This window comes from Dialister sp. i34-0019-2H8 (genome assembly GCF_042846925.1).
GTDB lineage: Bacteria > Bacillota > Negativicutes > Veillonellales > Dialisteraceae > Dialister.
On record NZ_BAABYQ010000001.1, the window covers coordinates 1831004 to 1846245 of the forward strand.

12 protein-coding genes are annotated in these 15242 nt (G+C 52.5%); 2 read left to right on the forward strand and 10 right to left on the reverse strand.

Annotated elements, in window-relative coordinates:
* Positions 1-254: 254 nt before the first annotated feature.
* Positions 255-545: a hypothetical protein gene (locus ACGG9R_RS07925; RefSeq protein ID WP_390153642.1), complete on the reverse strand. Its 291-nt coding sequence runs from the start codon at positions 543-545 to the stop codon at positions 255-257.
* A 109-nt stretch (positions 546-654) separates the two neighbouring features.
* Complete coding sequence (gene speF / locus ACGG9R_RS07930; protein WP_390153645.1) at positions 655-2829, reverse strand: ornithine decarboxylase SpeF; 2175 nt, start codon at positions 2827-2829, stop codon at positions 655-657.
* Positions 2830-3518: 689 nt separating this feature from the next.
* On the opposite strand from speF, the gene ACGG9R_RS07935 reads away from it, so the two are divergent.
* Positions 3519-3866 carry a molecular chaperone Hsp90 gene (locus ACGG9R_RS07935; protein ID WP_390153648.1) on the forward strand — a complete coding sequence of 116 codons (348 nt, stop codon included), beginning with the start codon at positions 3519-3521 and terminating at the stop codon, positions 3864-3866.
* 235 nt (positions 3867-4101) lie between these two features.
* Positions 4102-4863 (forward strand): TSUP family transporter, encoded by a 762-nt coding sequence (locus ACGG9R_RS07940; RefSeq protein WP_022105040.1) that lies wholly within the window; start codon positions 4102-4104, stop codon positions 4861-4863.
* A 44-nt stretch (positions 4864-4907) separates the two neighbouring features.
* Here the strand turns inward: ACGG9R_RS07940 and ACGG9R_RS07945 are convergent, their stop codons facing one another.
* From ACGG9R_RS07945 to ACGG9R_RS07980, 8 genes are all read right to left on the reverse strand, one after another.
* Positions 4908-6122, reverse strand: a complete 1215-nt coding sequence (locus ACGG9R_RS07945) for a type II toxin-antitoxin system HipA family toxin (RefSeq protein ID WP_390153652.1) — start codon at positions 6120-6122, stop codon at positions 4908-4910.
* Between the two features lie 11 nt (positions 6123-6133).
* The gene (locus tag ACGG9R_RS07950) at positions 6134-6430 is read right to left on the reverse strand and encodes a helix-turn-helix domain-containing protein (RefSeq protein ID WP_390153655.1); all 297 of its coding nucleotides are present in this window, start codon (positions 6428-6430) and stop codon (positions 6134-6136) included.
* Positions 6431-6672: 242 nt separating this feature from the next.
* Positions 6673-9543, reverse strand: coding sequence for an isoleucine--tRNA ligase (gene ileS / locus ACGG9R_RS07955; RefSeq protein ID WP_390153658.1), 2871 nt, complete (start codon positions 9541-9543; stop codon positions 6673-6675).
* 500 nt (positions 9544-10043) lie between these two features.
* On the reverse strand, positions 10044-10262 hold the full coding sequence (locus ACGG9R_RS07960; RefSeq protein WP_390153661.1) for a hypothetical protein: 219 nt from the start codon (positions 10260-10262) through the stop codon (positions 10044-10046).
* On the reverse strand, positions 10198-11571 hold the full coding sequence (locus ACGG9R_RS07965) for a hypothetical protein (protein ID WP_390153664.1): 1374 nt from the start codon (positions 11569-11571) through the stop codon (positions 10198-10200). The genes ACGG9R_RS07960 and ACGG9R_RS07965 overlap by 65 nt, the downstream gene beginning before the upstream one ends.
* A 627-nt stretch (positions 11572-12198) precedes the next feature.
* Complete coding sequence (locus ACGG9R_RS07970; RefSeq protein WP_390153667.1) at positions 12199-12933, reverse strand: SDR family NAD(P)-dependent oxidoreductase; 735 nt, start codon at positions 12931-12933, stop codon at positions 12199-12201.
* 341 nt (positions 12934-13274) lie between these two features.
* The gene (locus tag ACGG9R_RS07975) at positions 13275-14612 is read right to left on the reverse strand and encodes a divergent polysaccharide deacetylase family protein (RefSeq protein ID WP_390153670.1); all 1338 of its coding nucleotides are present in this window, start codon (positions 14610-14612) and stop codon (positions 13275-13277) included.
* 250 nt (positions 14613-14862) lie between these two features.
* Positions 14863-15021, reverse strand: a complete 159-nt coding sequence (locus ACGG9R_RS07980; protein WP_390153673.1) for a hypothetical protein — start codon at positions 15019-15021, stop codon at positions 14863-14865.
* Positions 15022-15242: the final 221 nt, after the last annotated feature.

Below are 15242 nucleotides of genomic sequence, written 5' to 3' on the forward strand. Positions count from 1 at the left end.
TTTGTCACCTTCTGGACTTAGTGAGAAGTGCTAGTCATCAGTCGCTCGAGGCGCCGAATCCCTAGCCATTCCTCCCCAATCCCTTCATTCAAACGTTATGTTCGCAGTAAAAACGCAAAACAAAACGGTCTGCCTAGACGTTGGCAGACCGTTTTGTTTTTAAAGGATGATATTATAGCACGGCGGAAGGTGTTATTTTTATTCTTGGTTTCCGCCGGATCGACAGATGAGTGACAGATTCTCACGCAGCGTTCTTACGCCGCCTCTTTGGCTGCGCCCGTTGCTTCGTTGTCCGCTTTTGCTTTCTTCAGGTCAAAGCGATAGGAGGTGAGGCCGTAGAGCGTCCAACCGAGGAAGGTCACCAGAGCACCGTAGGTCATGGCATCGAAGCCGGATGCATAGCATGCATACAGACTGTAGATGGAGGCAACGAATGCAACGAATTTCGTCTTGGAAAGCTCGCTGCCTTCGTGACCGGCTGCTTTCATGATGCCCGAGCCCATCATATTCACCGCAGTGAGGATGGTCAGCTGAAGGACGCTCATTTTATTTGCACTTTAGCTCATGATGATCCCCTTATGTATTTGTCTGTGTCTCATTGATGGCGAGAAAAGCGATGCTTCCCGCTCCCCTTGCCGTCAACGAAGCGTTGCTTTATTTTTCAAATTCTTTCTTCAGAACATAGCCGTAAGCATGTTTCAGCCCGTCTTCACCGGTCTGTACATAGACGCCCTGGATTTCAGGAGCGAAGCCCGGGAGCTGGTTGATGCCTTCGACAAGGTCTAAGAAGTAAGTGACTGCGGTCTTGGACCAACGTTCACCCGGATGTACGCAGAGAACGCCTGGCGGATATGGAAGAGCGCCTTCAAGAGCGATGCGGCCTTCCGCTTCGGTGAGGTCGACGAGGTCGCCGTGGCCTCTCATGTATTCGAACTGTGCTTCTCGCGGATTCATCACATATTCCGGGAAGTAGTCAGCGAGGAAGAGCTGCTTCTGCAGGGTGGATACTTTGCGGTCTTTGTAGAAATCATGCATTTCCTGGCACAGACGGCGGATGGTGTATCCTCTGTATTTTTCTTCGTATGCGTTGTAAATGGACGGGAGTACTTCAGACATCGGAGCATCTTCGTCGATGAGCTGTTCGAAGCGGATGAGTTTCGCTACGAGGTCATCCATCTTGGTCGCGCTTTCTGCCGGAGTCATCAGGAAGAGGATATCGTTCAGGTCGCATTTTTCCGGAATGATGCCGTTTTCACGCAGGTAGTTTGCGAGAATGTTGCCCGGGATACCGAATTTTTCATAGCCGCCATTTTCTACGTCGATGCCTTCGGTCACGAGCTGCAGCTTCATCGGATCGATGAAGTACTGGCCCTTGCCGTAGCCATCGAAGCCATGCCATTTAGCGCCCGGTTCGAATGCCCAGTAATCCATGTCATTTGCCATCTGTTCGGTATTGCCCTCTTCCCACTTCTTGCCGTGGACCATCGGCGGTACGAGCGGACGGATGTAGTGGCAGTTGCGGAGCACCTGTTTTCTGGTCTCGATCACGGTCTTTACAGCGTCGACCCAGAGCTTCTTGCCGCCTTCGCCTTCATGCATCTTCGCATTGACATCGAGTGCTGCGAAGAGCTGGTAGAGCGGAGAGGTGGATGCATGCATCATGAATGCGTTGTTCACGCGCTTATGCGGTACGTAGCGATCCTGACCCTTGATGTGGGAGTCTTTCTTGTGGATCTGGGAGGTCATGGAGAAACCAGCCTGCTGTTTGTGGACGGACTGGCTGACGAAGATGCCCGGATCTTCCGGTCCGAGGTCGAGCAGCAGCGGGCTGCAGTCCTTCATCATCGGGATGAACTGTTCGTAGCCGACCCAAGCGGAGTCGAAGAAGATGTAATCGCAGAGGTGACCGATCTTATCTACGACCTGACGAGCATTGTAGATGCAGCCGTCGTAGGTGCCGAGCTGGATAACTGCGAGGCGGATCGGGCGCTTTGCCTGTGCTTTCACCGGATCTTTTTCAGCGACGAGCTTTCTGATGTAGTCTTCATTGAAGCAGTGTTCCAGGATGCCGCCGATGGAGCCGAACGCATTTCTTGCGGTTTCCAGATAGACCGGGGTCGCACCTGCCAGAACCAGTGCGCCGTGGTCGATGGATTTATGGTTGTTTCTATCGAAGAGAACGATATCGCCCGGTGTCAGGACTGCATTCAGAACCACCTTGTTCGAAGTGGAGGTGCCGTTCAGTACGAAGTAGGTCTTGTCTGCATTGTATACGCGTGCTGCGTGCTTCTGTGCTGCCAGTGCCGGACCTTCATGGATCAGAAGGTCGCCCATTGCTACGTCAGCGTTGCAAAGATCAGCGCGGAAGGTATTCTCGCCGAAGAATTCATAGAATGCACGTCCAGCCGGATGCTTGCGGAAGAAAGCACCGCCCTGGTGGCCTGGGCAGTCGAACTGGGAGTAACCATTTTCGACATATTTCTTGAGGTCACGGAAGAATGGCGGCAGCACATCTTCTTCATAGTGAGCCGCAGCGCTCTCGATCTGGCGAGCGTAGAAATCATGGTCGGTCTCATTGAGATCCATGACGCGGTATACCTTGGAAAGCAGTGCGTCTTCTGTCAGGCCTTCGCCGGTCTTGATCATCAGCACCGGGATCTTGAAAGCGGCAATCATTCCCTTTTCAAGGACATCCTTGTCCTGATCCGTGATAACGACAGCAGCTACATCTGTGAAATCAGTGCGGGCGAGGTCAGCCTGCTCGCGGCCGGCGATAGCGCCGAAGATTTCCAGAGCTTTGTCAGTATAAGCGATCTTTAATTTTTTCATGAGTAAATCCTCCATTTTTTTATCACTCTATGTCTCGAACTGTGTACGTTGTCCGGATGATTGCTTCATCTGTATACATCTTACTTGAAATTCTCTATTTCTTCCAATACTGAAACAGGCCGAAACGAAGAGAATCCACATTTCTATCACAAAAGGCATGGTGATGGGAGTGTATCCCCTATATCATAACAATCTTGATATAGGATGAAGTGGCTGGTGACTAGAAATTAGACTAAGAGACTTAGAGCCTTTAGACTTAGAGACTTGCAGACATCAGATACCCGAAGTCTGATGCCTGATGTCTCCCAGTCTCTTAGTCTCCCAGTCTCCTTCATCAGAAGTACAAACAGCCATGCAAAAGCATGATTGCTTCTTTTATAACAGACTTGTTATAAAAAGTAAAAAGCCGCCGGAAACGGTTTCGTTTCCGGCGGCTTTGCCGGTATCATTCCATGGGATAGGTCCTGTTTGCCGTAAAGCGGACATACTCCCAGAAGTGATCAATGAGGACTATCCGTCTCCCTATGTAAAACCGTTATTGGCTCATATTTTAGAGGGCATTGGCAGTGTGGGAACATCCCCTATGGCGTCATCCTTCCCCGCGATCAGGTAGAAGACATGGTTGTTCGTCCCTTTGCCTATGTGTGTATAATAAATATATCCATTGGTTGAAAGAAAGGATGATCCTTATGACAGAAGAAATCAGAAATACACTCACCGAAGAAGTAAAGAAGCTCATCGCCGCTCCCTCTGCTTGCCAGGAAGCAAAGGCCGCTTGTGAAAAGTGGCTCGCTGCAGCCGGCACCGCTGACGAAGAAGCAGCCACGGCTATTCTGAAAAAGGAAGTCAACGCAGACATCATGCCGATCGATGGACTGATCGGCTTTGCCGGCTCCGACGCCGGCAAAGCACTCTTCGGGGAGGAAAGAGCCGCTGCCATCCTCGCTCATGCGAAGGACATCAAGGAAAAGGGTGCTCGCTTCTGCGACTGCCCGGCCTGCAGCGCCTGCGCCGAGATCATAGGTACATTGAAATAATGGATCAGTCAAAAGAAAAACCAAGTGTGGCTCTCTATCCATTGCCTTTCGTAAGGAAATGCTGCTTTCCTCGCATTTGGTTTCCCTACGACAAAAACTGTGGGCTTTCATTCGCAGGCTCGCAGTTTTTTATTTCCCATCCTCCTCAGATATGCTATGATAAGGAAATCGGCTGTTTTAAGAAAACAGGATCCGCCAAAGCAATCTCTCATCATCAGTCACTAAGGAGCTACCCATGGAAACATTTCTTCAATATGCTGTCATCTGCCCGCTGGTCATGCTTGCGGGCTTCGTCGATGCCATCGCCGGAGGCGGCGGGTTGATCTCCCTGCCGGGCTACCTGCTCTCCGGGCTTCCCGTCCATAATGCCATTGCGACAAATAAGATGAGTTCGACGATGGGGACAGTGCTTGCGACATTCAAATTTGCCAAAAGCGGCTTCATCCCGTGGAAGCTCTCGCTCTCCTGCGTGGTCTGCGCCTTCGCCGGTTCCTCGCTGGGCGCGAATCTTGCTCTCCTGATGGATGCGAAGATCTTCATGATCTTCATGCTGATCGTTCTCCCTGCGACAGGGCTCTACCTCACGCGCGGCAATGTACTGGTCACAGAGAAATCGCCGTACACGTATAAGAAAACGGTCATCCTCAGCATGGTGACTGCCCTCTTCCTCGGCGTGTATGATGGCTTCTACGGCCCCGGCACCGGCACCTTCCTGCTGCTGCTTCTGACGGGCATCGCGCATCTTCCTCTGAAAGAGGCGAACGGCGTGACGAAGGTCATCAATTCGACGACGAATATCGCAGCGCTCTGCATCTTCCTCCTGCATGGCAAGGTACTCTTCCCCTTGGGCATCATCGCCGGTCTCTTCGGGATGGCAGGCAACTATCTGGGTGCGCTCTACTTTGAAAAGGGCGGCGCACGCAATGTGAAGCCGATCATTCTTCTGGTCCTTTCGATCTTCTTCTGCAAGATCGTGTATGAAATGTATATCAAGTAAAAAAGCAGCCGAAGGGCTGCTTTTTTTGTACCAGGCACCACACGTCATATGCTCCATCTTTGCCAGATGCGTTCTATCTTTACGATTTCCTCTCTCGGAATCCGGCATTTTTCTGCCAGAAAGGGGTACTCCACCTGAATGATTTCCTGCATGCGCTCGATTTCCTCGCGAGGGCATGCCACTTCATAGTAGGGAGCCGTCTCTATCACCGCCTGCAGGTCTGGTCTTCGGTTTCTCTCATCGATAGCCAGTGCGAAATCTTTAGTATAGAAATTTGGATTGATATCATACGCCGGTGCGAGACGCCAACCTCTTTCGGTCAGCAGAAAGCCGTGATTTCTGAGGTGACAGTCCGTATTATTTACGAGTACGCTAAAAGTCACACGCCGCCACAGCTCCTGCAGGTCATTTCTGGCATCACAGCTGAGGGAGCTGATACATTCCGCAATATCAAAAAAAGAAGCATCATCTCCATCCCGCTTGCCGACCATCGTCATCGCAGAAGCGAAATGAATCCGCGCATCCTGTTCACGGTCAAAGCGTTTCGTGAGATAGCAGCTCCGATTTTCTATCATTTCCAGCTTCGCCTCTGCCATATGAAGGCCGCACTTCTCCCCCAGCTCATGAGTCAGATACTCCCAGCTTTCCGTGTGCTCCCTGTCCCGATCGGATTGAAACTTGGCAATCCAGATTTCGCCTGCTTCGTCGATGACATTCATTTTCGGACGGGCACCGCCCAAGGAGGAACCAATGGAAATCAAATCCTGAAAATCGGTATTCTGTAAAACAGCGCCTGCCCGCTCGAAAGCGTGAGCGCAGTCTTCCAGCGCCCGGAGGCTTGTCAGCGGTGGTACCCGCCGTTTGTCGTGAGAAATATATGCGCTGCCATCATAGATACGGATACCGCCCATCCGTACATCATCCTCCACGCCGAGCAGGAAATCGCAGGCATCGAGCTCTCTTGGAGATCTCCCTTCCCTTTCGGCCATCTCTTGTTCTTTCCGCTTCAGAAGCTCCCGTCCCCATCGGTCCGGTGAAGCATCTTCCAAAAAGCCAAACAGGCCCGCTTCTGCATACTGCCGCCCGGGAAAAGGAAAAAGCGCTGGGTCCAGCATAAAGCCCGGGTGCTTCTCCAGCCAGTCTTCCTCATACTCGAACGCAATCATCTGCCCCCGCCGGTCATGGCTGATGATGAGGCGTCCGATGCGGTGTCCTTCCTCCCAGGCGGCGTGCAATTCATAACTTTTTTCGTCTTTCATTCAGTTCCCTTTCACTTATACTTCAACAGCTCATCATCCTGCAGCATGCGTCCCAACGGGTCATCTGCCAGGAAATTGTCCAGTTCCTTCACCATTCCGATCGCCATCAGCACATTGACATAGATGCCAATCGCTACAGAAGGCGAGCCATTCTCTACCTCGCGCACAGAGAAACGCGAAATCTTCGCACGCTCTGCCACCATCTCTATTGTGAGTTTCCGGCGAAGCCGCGCCAGTTTGATGCGGTGTCCCAAGTCTTCTAATTTTTTCTGTACCTGCGGATACAGAATGACTTTCCCTCTTCCCATGTTGTTATTTACCTACATTTCTGACTATAATGTTGTTATTTACCTACATTATAGTCAACATCGAAGATAAAGTCTAGGGAAACACTGATTCAATCGTTGTCAGATTTTACTCTTGAATTTTTATACATGGCAAAGAATAACCCGACGCGAATAGCGAGCTATTGAAGTAAGAAACTCCCCTAGTCACCAGTCACTAAAAAAAGCACGCTCCTTTCGGAGCATGCTTTTTTATTTGGCAAAGGTTATTCGCCCATTTCGGTGAGGACATGTGCGCAGCGAGCGCAGACACCCGGGTGCTTCGGATCGGCATCCACATCCGCCGAGCGTTTCCAGCAGCGTTCGCACTTGGCGAGCGTGCAGACAGCGACAGATGCTTTCACCGTGCCTTCTTCATTCGAAGCAGCATTTTCCGGAGCCGCTGCTGTACCGGAAACGATGTGCGTCTGGGACACGAGGAGGAAGTCTGCGAGTTCTTTTTCCATCGCTTTGACGATGTCATAGGCTTCGCCGTCCGCATAAACGGTGACTTCCGCATCGAGCGGATGGCCGATGACCTTCGCCTGACGGGCTTCTTCGAGTGCCTTCATAGCGACGCTTCTTACAGCGAGGCGCTTCTTCCATTTTTCATCGAGTGCTTTGTCAAGGTATGCTTCATTGACCTTCGGCATATCGGACATATGGACAGACCATTCTCTTTCTTCCTTATTGGGAAGAGCCTGCCATACTTCTTCGGAGGTGAAGCAGAGGACCGGAGCGACGAGGCGGACCAGCGTAGTCAGGATCTCATACATCGCGGTCTGTGCGCTTCTTCTCAGCTTGGAGTCAGCCTTTTCCGTATAGAGGCGGTCTTTCAGGATATCGAGATAGATCGCAGAGAGATCAACCGTGCAGAAGTTATGGACAGCATGGTACATGACATGGAATTCATAGTCATCATAGGCTTTGAGGACAGTCTCCTTGACCTGTTCCATGCGTAGCAGTGCCCAGCGGTCGAGTTCTTCCATATCTGCGTAAGCGACGGAGTCGGTCTTCGGATCGAAGTCGGACAGATTGCCGAGCAGGTAGCGGAATGTATTTCTGATCTTTCTGTAGACGTCGCTCATGGACTTCACGATCTTGTCAGACAGACGGACATCGCCCTGGTAGTCGACAGAGGAGATCCAGAGTCTCATGACATCAGCGCCGTATTTGTTGATGACATCCTGCGGAGCGACGACATTGCCGACGGACTTACTCATCTTTCTGCCTTCGCCGTCCATGGTGAAGCCATGGGTGAGGACAGCCTTGTATGGCGCATGGCCATTGACAGCGACAGAAGTCAGAAGAGAGGAGTGGAACCAGCCGCGGTGCTGGTCAGAGCCTTCGAGATAGAGATCGCACGGATAGGACATATCCTTCCAGGACTCTTCATGCGGATAGCGGAGGACGCCGTTCCATGTGGAGCCGGAGTCGAACCATACGTCCATGATGTCTTTTTCTTTATGGAAATGTGTGCCGCCGCAGTGCGGGCATTTGAATCCTTCCGGCAGAAGTTCTTCTGCGGAATGCGCCCACCATGCATCGGTACCCTCTTTTTCGACGATCTCTTCGACCTTCTTCATGGTTTCCGGCGTGATGATCCACTTGCCGCAGTCATCGCAGTAGAAAGCCGGGATCGGAACGCCCCAAGAGCGCTGGCGGGAGATACACCAGTCCTGACGATCACGGATCATGTTGTACAGACGGTCATGGCCCCAGGATGGGATGAAACGGGTGTCATCGACGGCTTTCAGTGCCTTGTCACGGAAATCATTGATGGAAGCGAACCACTGATCGGTCGCTCTGTAGATGACCGGCTGCTTGCAGCGCCAGCAGTGCGCGTACTGATGGTGCAGGGATTTCTTGCCGAGGAGTCTGCCTTCATGCGCGAGGGTAGAGATCACCGGACCCTCCGCTTCCCAGATGGTCTTACCGACGAGGAATTCGCCGGCTTCTGCCGTCATGTGGCCTTTTTCATCGACCGGGCAGACGATCGGCTGGTGGAGCTTGCCGGCATTTTCATAGGTCTTGTAGACTTCGAAGTCGTCGACGCCGTGTCCCGGTGCGGTATGAACGCAGCCGGTGCCGGCATCCAGCGTGACATGGTTGCCTTCCAGAACATAGATGGTGCGGTCGCCGTAGGTTTCCGGAGCGAAATGAGCCAGCGGGTGTTCGAATTTCGCAAGGTCAAGTTCAGAGCCCAGCATTTCACGTCCGACAAATTCATAGTCTTCGACTTTGCAGTCGGAAAGGGATGCCGGAGCCAGCTCCTTATTCATGAGGTAGTATTCATCAGCAGCCTTGTTGTGTACCCAGACATAGGTGAATTTCGGATTCACGCTGATGTAGCAGGAAGCCGGGATGGTCCACGGGGTGGTGGTCCAGATGACGGCAAAGACCTTGCTCGGATCTACGCCTTCCGGCTGGAGGCCATGGACGTCGATCATCGGGTATTTGACATAGATGGACGGAGACTTTCTGTCCTTGTATTCGATCTCTGCTTCGGCCAGTGCCGTCTCGCAGTGGGTGCACCAGTAAACGGCTTTCTTGCCCTTGTAGATGTAGCCCTTGTTTGCCATTTCGCCGAAAACTTCCAGTTCCTTCGCTTCCAGATGCGGATCAAAGGTGACATAGCGATGTGCGAAATCGCCGACAACACCCATACGGATGAAGTCTTCCTTCTGGATCTCGATCCATTTCTTCGCGTAAGCGAGACACTTCCTGCGCAGTTCCAGCGGGGTCATGTTCGCACGATCTTCGCCGGAGTCCTTGAGTACGGCGTATTCGATCGGCAGGCCATGGGTATCCCAGCCCGGTACATAGATGGCTTCATTGCCAGCCATATGGTGGTATCTGACGATGATATCCTTCAGTGTCTTATTCAGCGCATGACCGATGTGGATCTTGCCGTTTGCATAAGGCGGGCCATCGTGCAGTACGAAGGTCGGTGCGCCTTCCTTTTTTCTCTTTTCGATTCTCTTTTCATACAAATGATTCTGCTGCCAGAATTCTACGAAGCCCGGTTCCTTTTTCGGAAGGTTGCCGCGCATCGGGAATTCAGTTTCCGGTAAGTGCAGGGTCTTGCTGTAGTCCATGACGAATTTCCTCCTGGGGTCATACAAATGACCAAAATAAAAAATTCCCGCCCGATAAGGGGCGAGAATTGATTTCCCGTGGTACCACCCTCATGACCTTATGGCCACTCGGTACAATTAACGATGTCCCGTCGGGGCTTTTCTTCCCCGCAGCTCTGAAGTGATCCATCCGCAGCCCCAACGCTCTCCTCCCACCATCGGAAAGCTCTCTGTGCATGAGGTCCATGCGAAACGTCTTCATCCTTGCCTTTACATAACTTTTGTTATTATAGGCTGATTGGAAAGGCAAGTCAAGAGGGAGTTTTGGGGTTAGCCCGTGGGACGTACTGCCCTTTGATTGTGGATGAAAGTTCTGCTCGAATGAGGAATTAGGAATGAAGGTGGCGGCTTCGCCGCAAATATATATAGGCGATGCCCTAAAGTGGTATTCAAGTCACCAGTCACCAGTCACTCATCCCTGCTTTCAACCGTGAACCTATCAACCTGAACCCGGAATCTTTTCATTCAAAGAATGAGAGCTTCGCGCGCCGTCCTCTCACCCACGGGTGATTCGCACGGCGATGGCGGATGCGGCGGCGCGCCCAAGGTGAGATCTCGCGGCGCAGGACGCCGCCGATCTCCTCTTTATGAAGTCCGTCTACCGAAGACGCCGGCTCAGTCTTTTTTAGGAGCTTCCTGAGCGGTGCTACCAATTTCTTCAGCTGTTCCAGGATTTTCACCGGGATTTCCTTCTTTCTTGGCTTCTGCCTGCTTCTTGGCTGCGCGTTCTTCGATCTTGGCCTTGTATTCGCTGGCGGTCTGCTTGAGGCTTTCTTTCGCTTCTGCGGCCCTGGCTTGGGCGGCTTCTTTGTATTCTGCCGCCTGCGTTTTTACTTTTTCAGAAAATTCCTGAGCAGAGGCTTTCGCCATTTCTGCCTGCTCTTCCGCCTGCTTTCTGAATTCTTCGGCCTGGATCTTCAGCTTGTTCGCCTGGATCTTCGCTTCCTGCATCTGGACGCGTGCCTGCGCTTTCAGTTTTTCGGACTTGAGCTTCATCTGCTGGGACTGGACTTCGGACTGGCGCTTCATCTCTTCCCGCTTCTGTTGGAGCACTTCCATCTGGTCCTTGGCCTGCGCTTTCACGACCTCCGCCTTCTTCGCCGCATCCTTCTTGAATTCTCTCGACTTGATGCGCGCGATAGCCTGCAGATCCTTGGCGGCCTTTTCTGCCGTTTCCTGTGCGATCTCCGAAGCACCGAGTGCGGTGTACTTCGCCTTCTCGATCTGTTCATCGGTCACGCCGACTTTTTTCAGGGCAGAGAGGAATTTATCGCCAAGCACCGTGACGGATTCCGAAAGCTGATCGGCCAGTTCATTCATCTTGGCATGTGCCTTTTCCGGGTACACGTCCTCCCAATTCTTTTTCAATTCCTTGGTGAAGTCCTTCTTCTCATCTCCGAGCGGTTCGTCTTTCTTCGGATTTTCTTCGAGTTCCTTTTCTTCAGATGCTGCCAGCGCCTTTTCTTCTTCAAAAACAGCGCGGTACGGGCGGGTATCGTCCGGCATGCCGTCTTTGATCCAGCGCTGCGCGGCCTTGCCGACGCCATAGGTGACGGTGACGCCGATCGGGATCTGCATGATGGAAATCGGGATCAGTGTCGCAAGCGTCGTGCCGATGACCGTCCCGCCAAGCGAACCGATGAAGGAAAGGATCGCGGTCTGGTTCACTTCGACATCATACACCTTCGCGACCTTCGCGATCATGTAGACTTCATTAGCGACCAGAGCGACCGTCCCGAGGACAGGAGCCGCCACGATCACGCCGGCGCGTCCTGCCGCCCAGCGGATGAGGTTCTCGGCTTCTTCATCCCGGTTATCAATGATACGGATCTCTACATCAGCTTCCGGAGAGTCGACATGGGCTTCTTCCTTTGCTCGGGCGACAGCCGGTACTTCAGCGGCTTTCTTCTCTGCCGGCAGCTGCGATTCCTTCACGACAGGAGCATTCTCTTGACGGACAACCGGTGTCTTTTCCATTTCTTCACTCATAAGTCCCTCCTTCTCCGGCCTTCCCGGATTTTCAGGTTTAATTTACAAGGATCAGGCTGTCTTTATTATAACGTATTTCTCTGGGAGTGGGTAGTAGGAAGGTTCGGGGTTAGCCCTTGGGCGGGGCGTCCTTTGATTGTGGATGAAAGCTTTGCTAGAATGAGAAATTAGAAATGAGAAATGGTGGTGCGGCACAAAAATAATGAAGCGCCGCAGAATTTTGATAGCGCTTCGCGCCGTCATCATCGGAAGCGCAGCCGAGGGTCTTTCTTGGGAAACACTGATTAAATCGTTGTCAGATTTTACTCTTGAATTTTTATGCATAGCGAGGAATAGCCTGACGCGAATAGCGAGCTATTTAAGGAAGGCTATGACGAAGCTATGTATAAAAATTCTTGTAAAATCTGACTCTGCGATTGAATCAGCGTTTCCCTTGAACTACTGTCAGTATCACATAGACACCGGTACGGAAACAACGCCTTGGTGCTACGTATTTCTGTTTTCACACATTCTTCGTTTAGCGGTCTGCAAAAAAGATTTCTCGCTTCGCTCGAAATGACGATATGGTAGTCTGATGTCTCCTAGTCCCCAGTCACTAGTCACTAGTCACAAGTCACCAGCCACAAGTCACCAGTCTGTCAGTCCGCCATCGACAGGGATCACCGCCCCTGTCATAAAGGAAGACCTCTCGGAGATCAGAAATGCGATCACTTCGCCCACCTCAGATGCTTTCGCAATGCGGCCCAGGGGATACCACTCTGCCATTTCCTCGCGGCTGCCGCCATAGACTGCCAGCTGCCTTTCAAGCAGCGGCGTATCGACATCCCCCGGGCAGACGACATTCGCGCGGATCTCATCGACAGCAAGCTCTAAGGCCAGCGAGCGTGTGAAAGAAGTGAGCGCCCCCTTGGTCGCACTGTAAAGGCTGCACTGCACATTGCCCTCAAGTGCGGCATCCGAGGCCACGGAGACGATACTCCCCTTTGCGCCGCGCATCCGGGGGATCACCGCACGGGCGAGCTTCATCGCACCGAATACATTCACGGCAAACATCGTTTCCATATCCGCGTCTGTCATATTATCCAAAAGCCCTTCTGCATAGATACCGGCAGAAATGACAAGCCCACGAACCTTTCCCCGCATGGCCGCTTCTTGAGCTGCGCGCTCACAGTCTTCTGTCTTCGTCACATCGCAGCGGATGAAATGGCTGCCCGCTGCCTGTTTCTCTGCAAGCTGTCCCTTTTCCTCATCGCGGCCGAGAAGAATCGGCTCATAGCCTTCCCGAGAAAGGATCTTCGCCGCCGCGAGGCCGATGCCTGACGTGCCGCCGGAAATGAGGACGAGATTTCGTGTATCTGACATAGCGTATGCTCCTTTGTATGGAAAATATTTTTTGAGGTGGGCAATAGATTCAATGGGTTCTATGGGTTCTATGGGTTCTATGGGGAAGGTGGCGGCTTCGCCGCCTTTTTTGAGTAATGCCATTAAGTTAAGCGGCAGAACGTTCTTGGCTCCCCATCGGGGGAGCTGCCCGAAGGGCTGAGGGGGCAGCACTACGGTATATCCCACATTGTTCGATAACCGCTAGCATGCCCCTATTGCCTTCGGCACTTTCCCCGAAGGGGGAAGCAAGACGCTGCGTCGCTAACGATTTCCTTAGCACGAGCCGCCCTAATCACTAATCACTAGTCACTAGCTACCAGTCACGTTTTTAACGACGACAGGTACACGAACTCGATCCCCTGTGCCTTGAGCTTCGGCACCATCTGGCGGAAGGCTTCGGCGGTGTGCGGACGGCAGTGGCCGATGATGATATACGTACCCTTTTTCTTCGCGCGATCGGCGCCCTCCTGGATCATCGCACAGATGTCAGAGACAGAGGCCGAATTATCGACGAAGAGGTCATTTCTCACATAGGGCACACCGTATGTCTTCGCAGCCTTGTCCGCAGCCGTCGTGCTGTTTGTGTGGCTGTCGAAGAAGAAGAGCCCGCGATGGTGGAGCTCATTCATGACGATATCCATGGTCCTCGCGTCGATGGTAGCCTTCGATCCCTGATGGTTATTGATGCCGATGGCTTCCGGCAGCTGCGAAAGCGAGTCCCTCAGCATCTGCCGGATGGCCGCATCGCTCATGGACGTCAAGATGACCTTCGGCTCCATGCCGATGCCAGAGACGGACTCCATGGGCTGATGGAGAATCACGGGAAGTCCGTGCGCGCGCCACGAGAGTGCGGCATCTCTGGTATGGATCTGATCCGGCATGACGGCCAGCGTGAGCGGGATACCCATCTGTTCATAGATGTGCTGGGAGTCCAGATCGCGCCCCGCATCATCGATGACGATGGCAAGGCGGCCGGTCACTTGCCCGCCGGCGTTTTCTTTCGGCGGCAAGATGGATGCCGCTTTGACCGGCAATGCTTTTTCAGAGCTGCCATTCGCACGAGCTTCACTCTTGCCGGACTTTGCAGGTGCTGCTTTGGCGGGCTCCGTCTTCTTTACGGAGGAAGGAGCCGGCGCAGATGTCCTCTCACGAGAGTCTGCGCTCTCTGTCCTTTCCGAAGAAGCGGAAGCCACGACCGTTTCTTTCGCCGGTGTTTCCACCTTCGGCTCTTCTTTGCCTGTGATCTTGGAGACGACATGGCTGATGCTGAAAACTTCCTTCGACGGCTCTGTCTCTCTCGCCTCATCCTCTTTCATGCGCTCTGTCTCCCTGTCAGCTTTCGTGACTTCGGCGGCCTTCGGCGTATCCTCATCGTCCGCTTTGGCTTCGACGACGACGGTTTTATTGATGATATCCTTGATCTTTTCTTTCACGCTCTCGGGCGTCCCCTGGTCTTCCTTCGGGACGAGCCCCTGCATTTCCTTGTCATTGAAAATATGACGGATCGCCGTCACCTGATCCGCATTGTCCGCCGTCGGTGCGTTCGTCATCCGGTCTGTCATATATGCCGAGCCCACCACGAGGCTGATAAAGAAGAGAAGGACCAGAAATGGATGTCCATTGCTCTTTTTCGTTGCTCTTTTTCTTCTGACTGCCATGAAGATCTCCTTTGGGAAATGGTTATATCTATTTCGTCTCTATGGCTTTAGTATAAAGGTTCAAGGTTCCGGGTTCAAGGTCAGCTCATATCGTAGGTATCTTCTTTGGCGTTCTCAAAAAGAGACAAATCTCTTAAAGGCAGGGAGACGGGGAGAGTCGAAGACTTTAGCCCAAAGACTTCAGACCTCAGACCTCTGACTTCTCACAGCCTCCTTATCTCCATAAAAAAAGAGCCCGAAGGCTCTTTTTTTATTTCCGATTTCTCCACATATGCCACGCAGAAAGGACGAAGCAGAGTGTCACCATGCCCGCCGTCACAAGTGTCATGGCGTCATCATGGCTTTGTGTCCGCCAGAGGGCAAACGCGGTGAGGATCGCAAGGAAAAGAAGTTTGATGGTATTCGTCATAAAGGCTCCAAAGAATAGTGACTTGGGACTGGGTTCTATAGGTTCAAGAGGTTCAAAGGGGTTGGTTCGGCGCAAACATAACGAAGCACCGCAGATTTTTGATAGCGTTTCGCGCCGTCGTCATCAAAAGCGTTGGCGAGAGATCTCTATGGCACACTACGGTAAGTATCATCGCATAGGCACTGGCAGGGAACCTACGCCTTGGTGCTAGGTATTTCTAC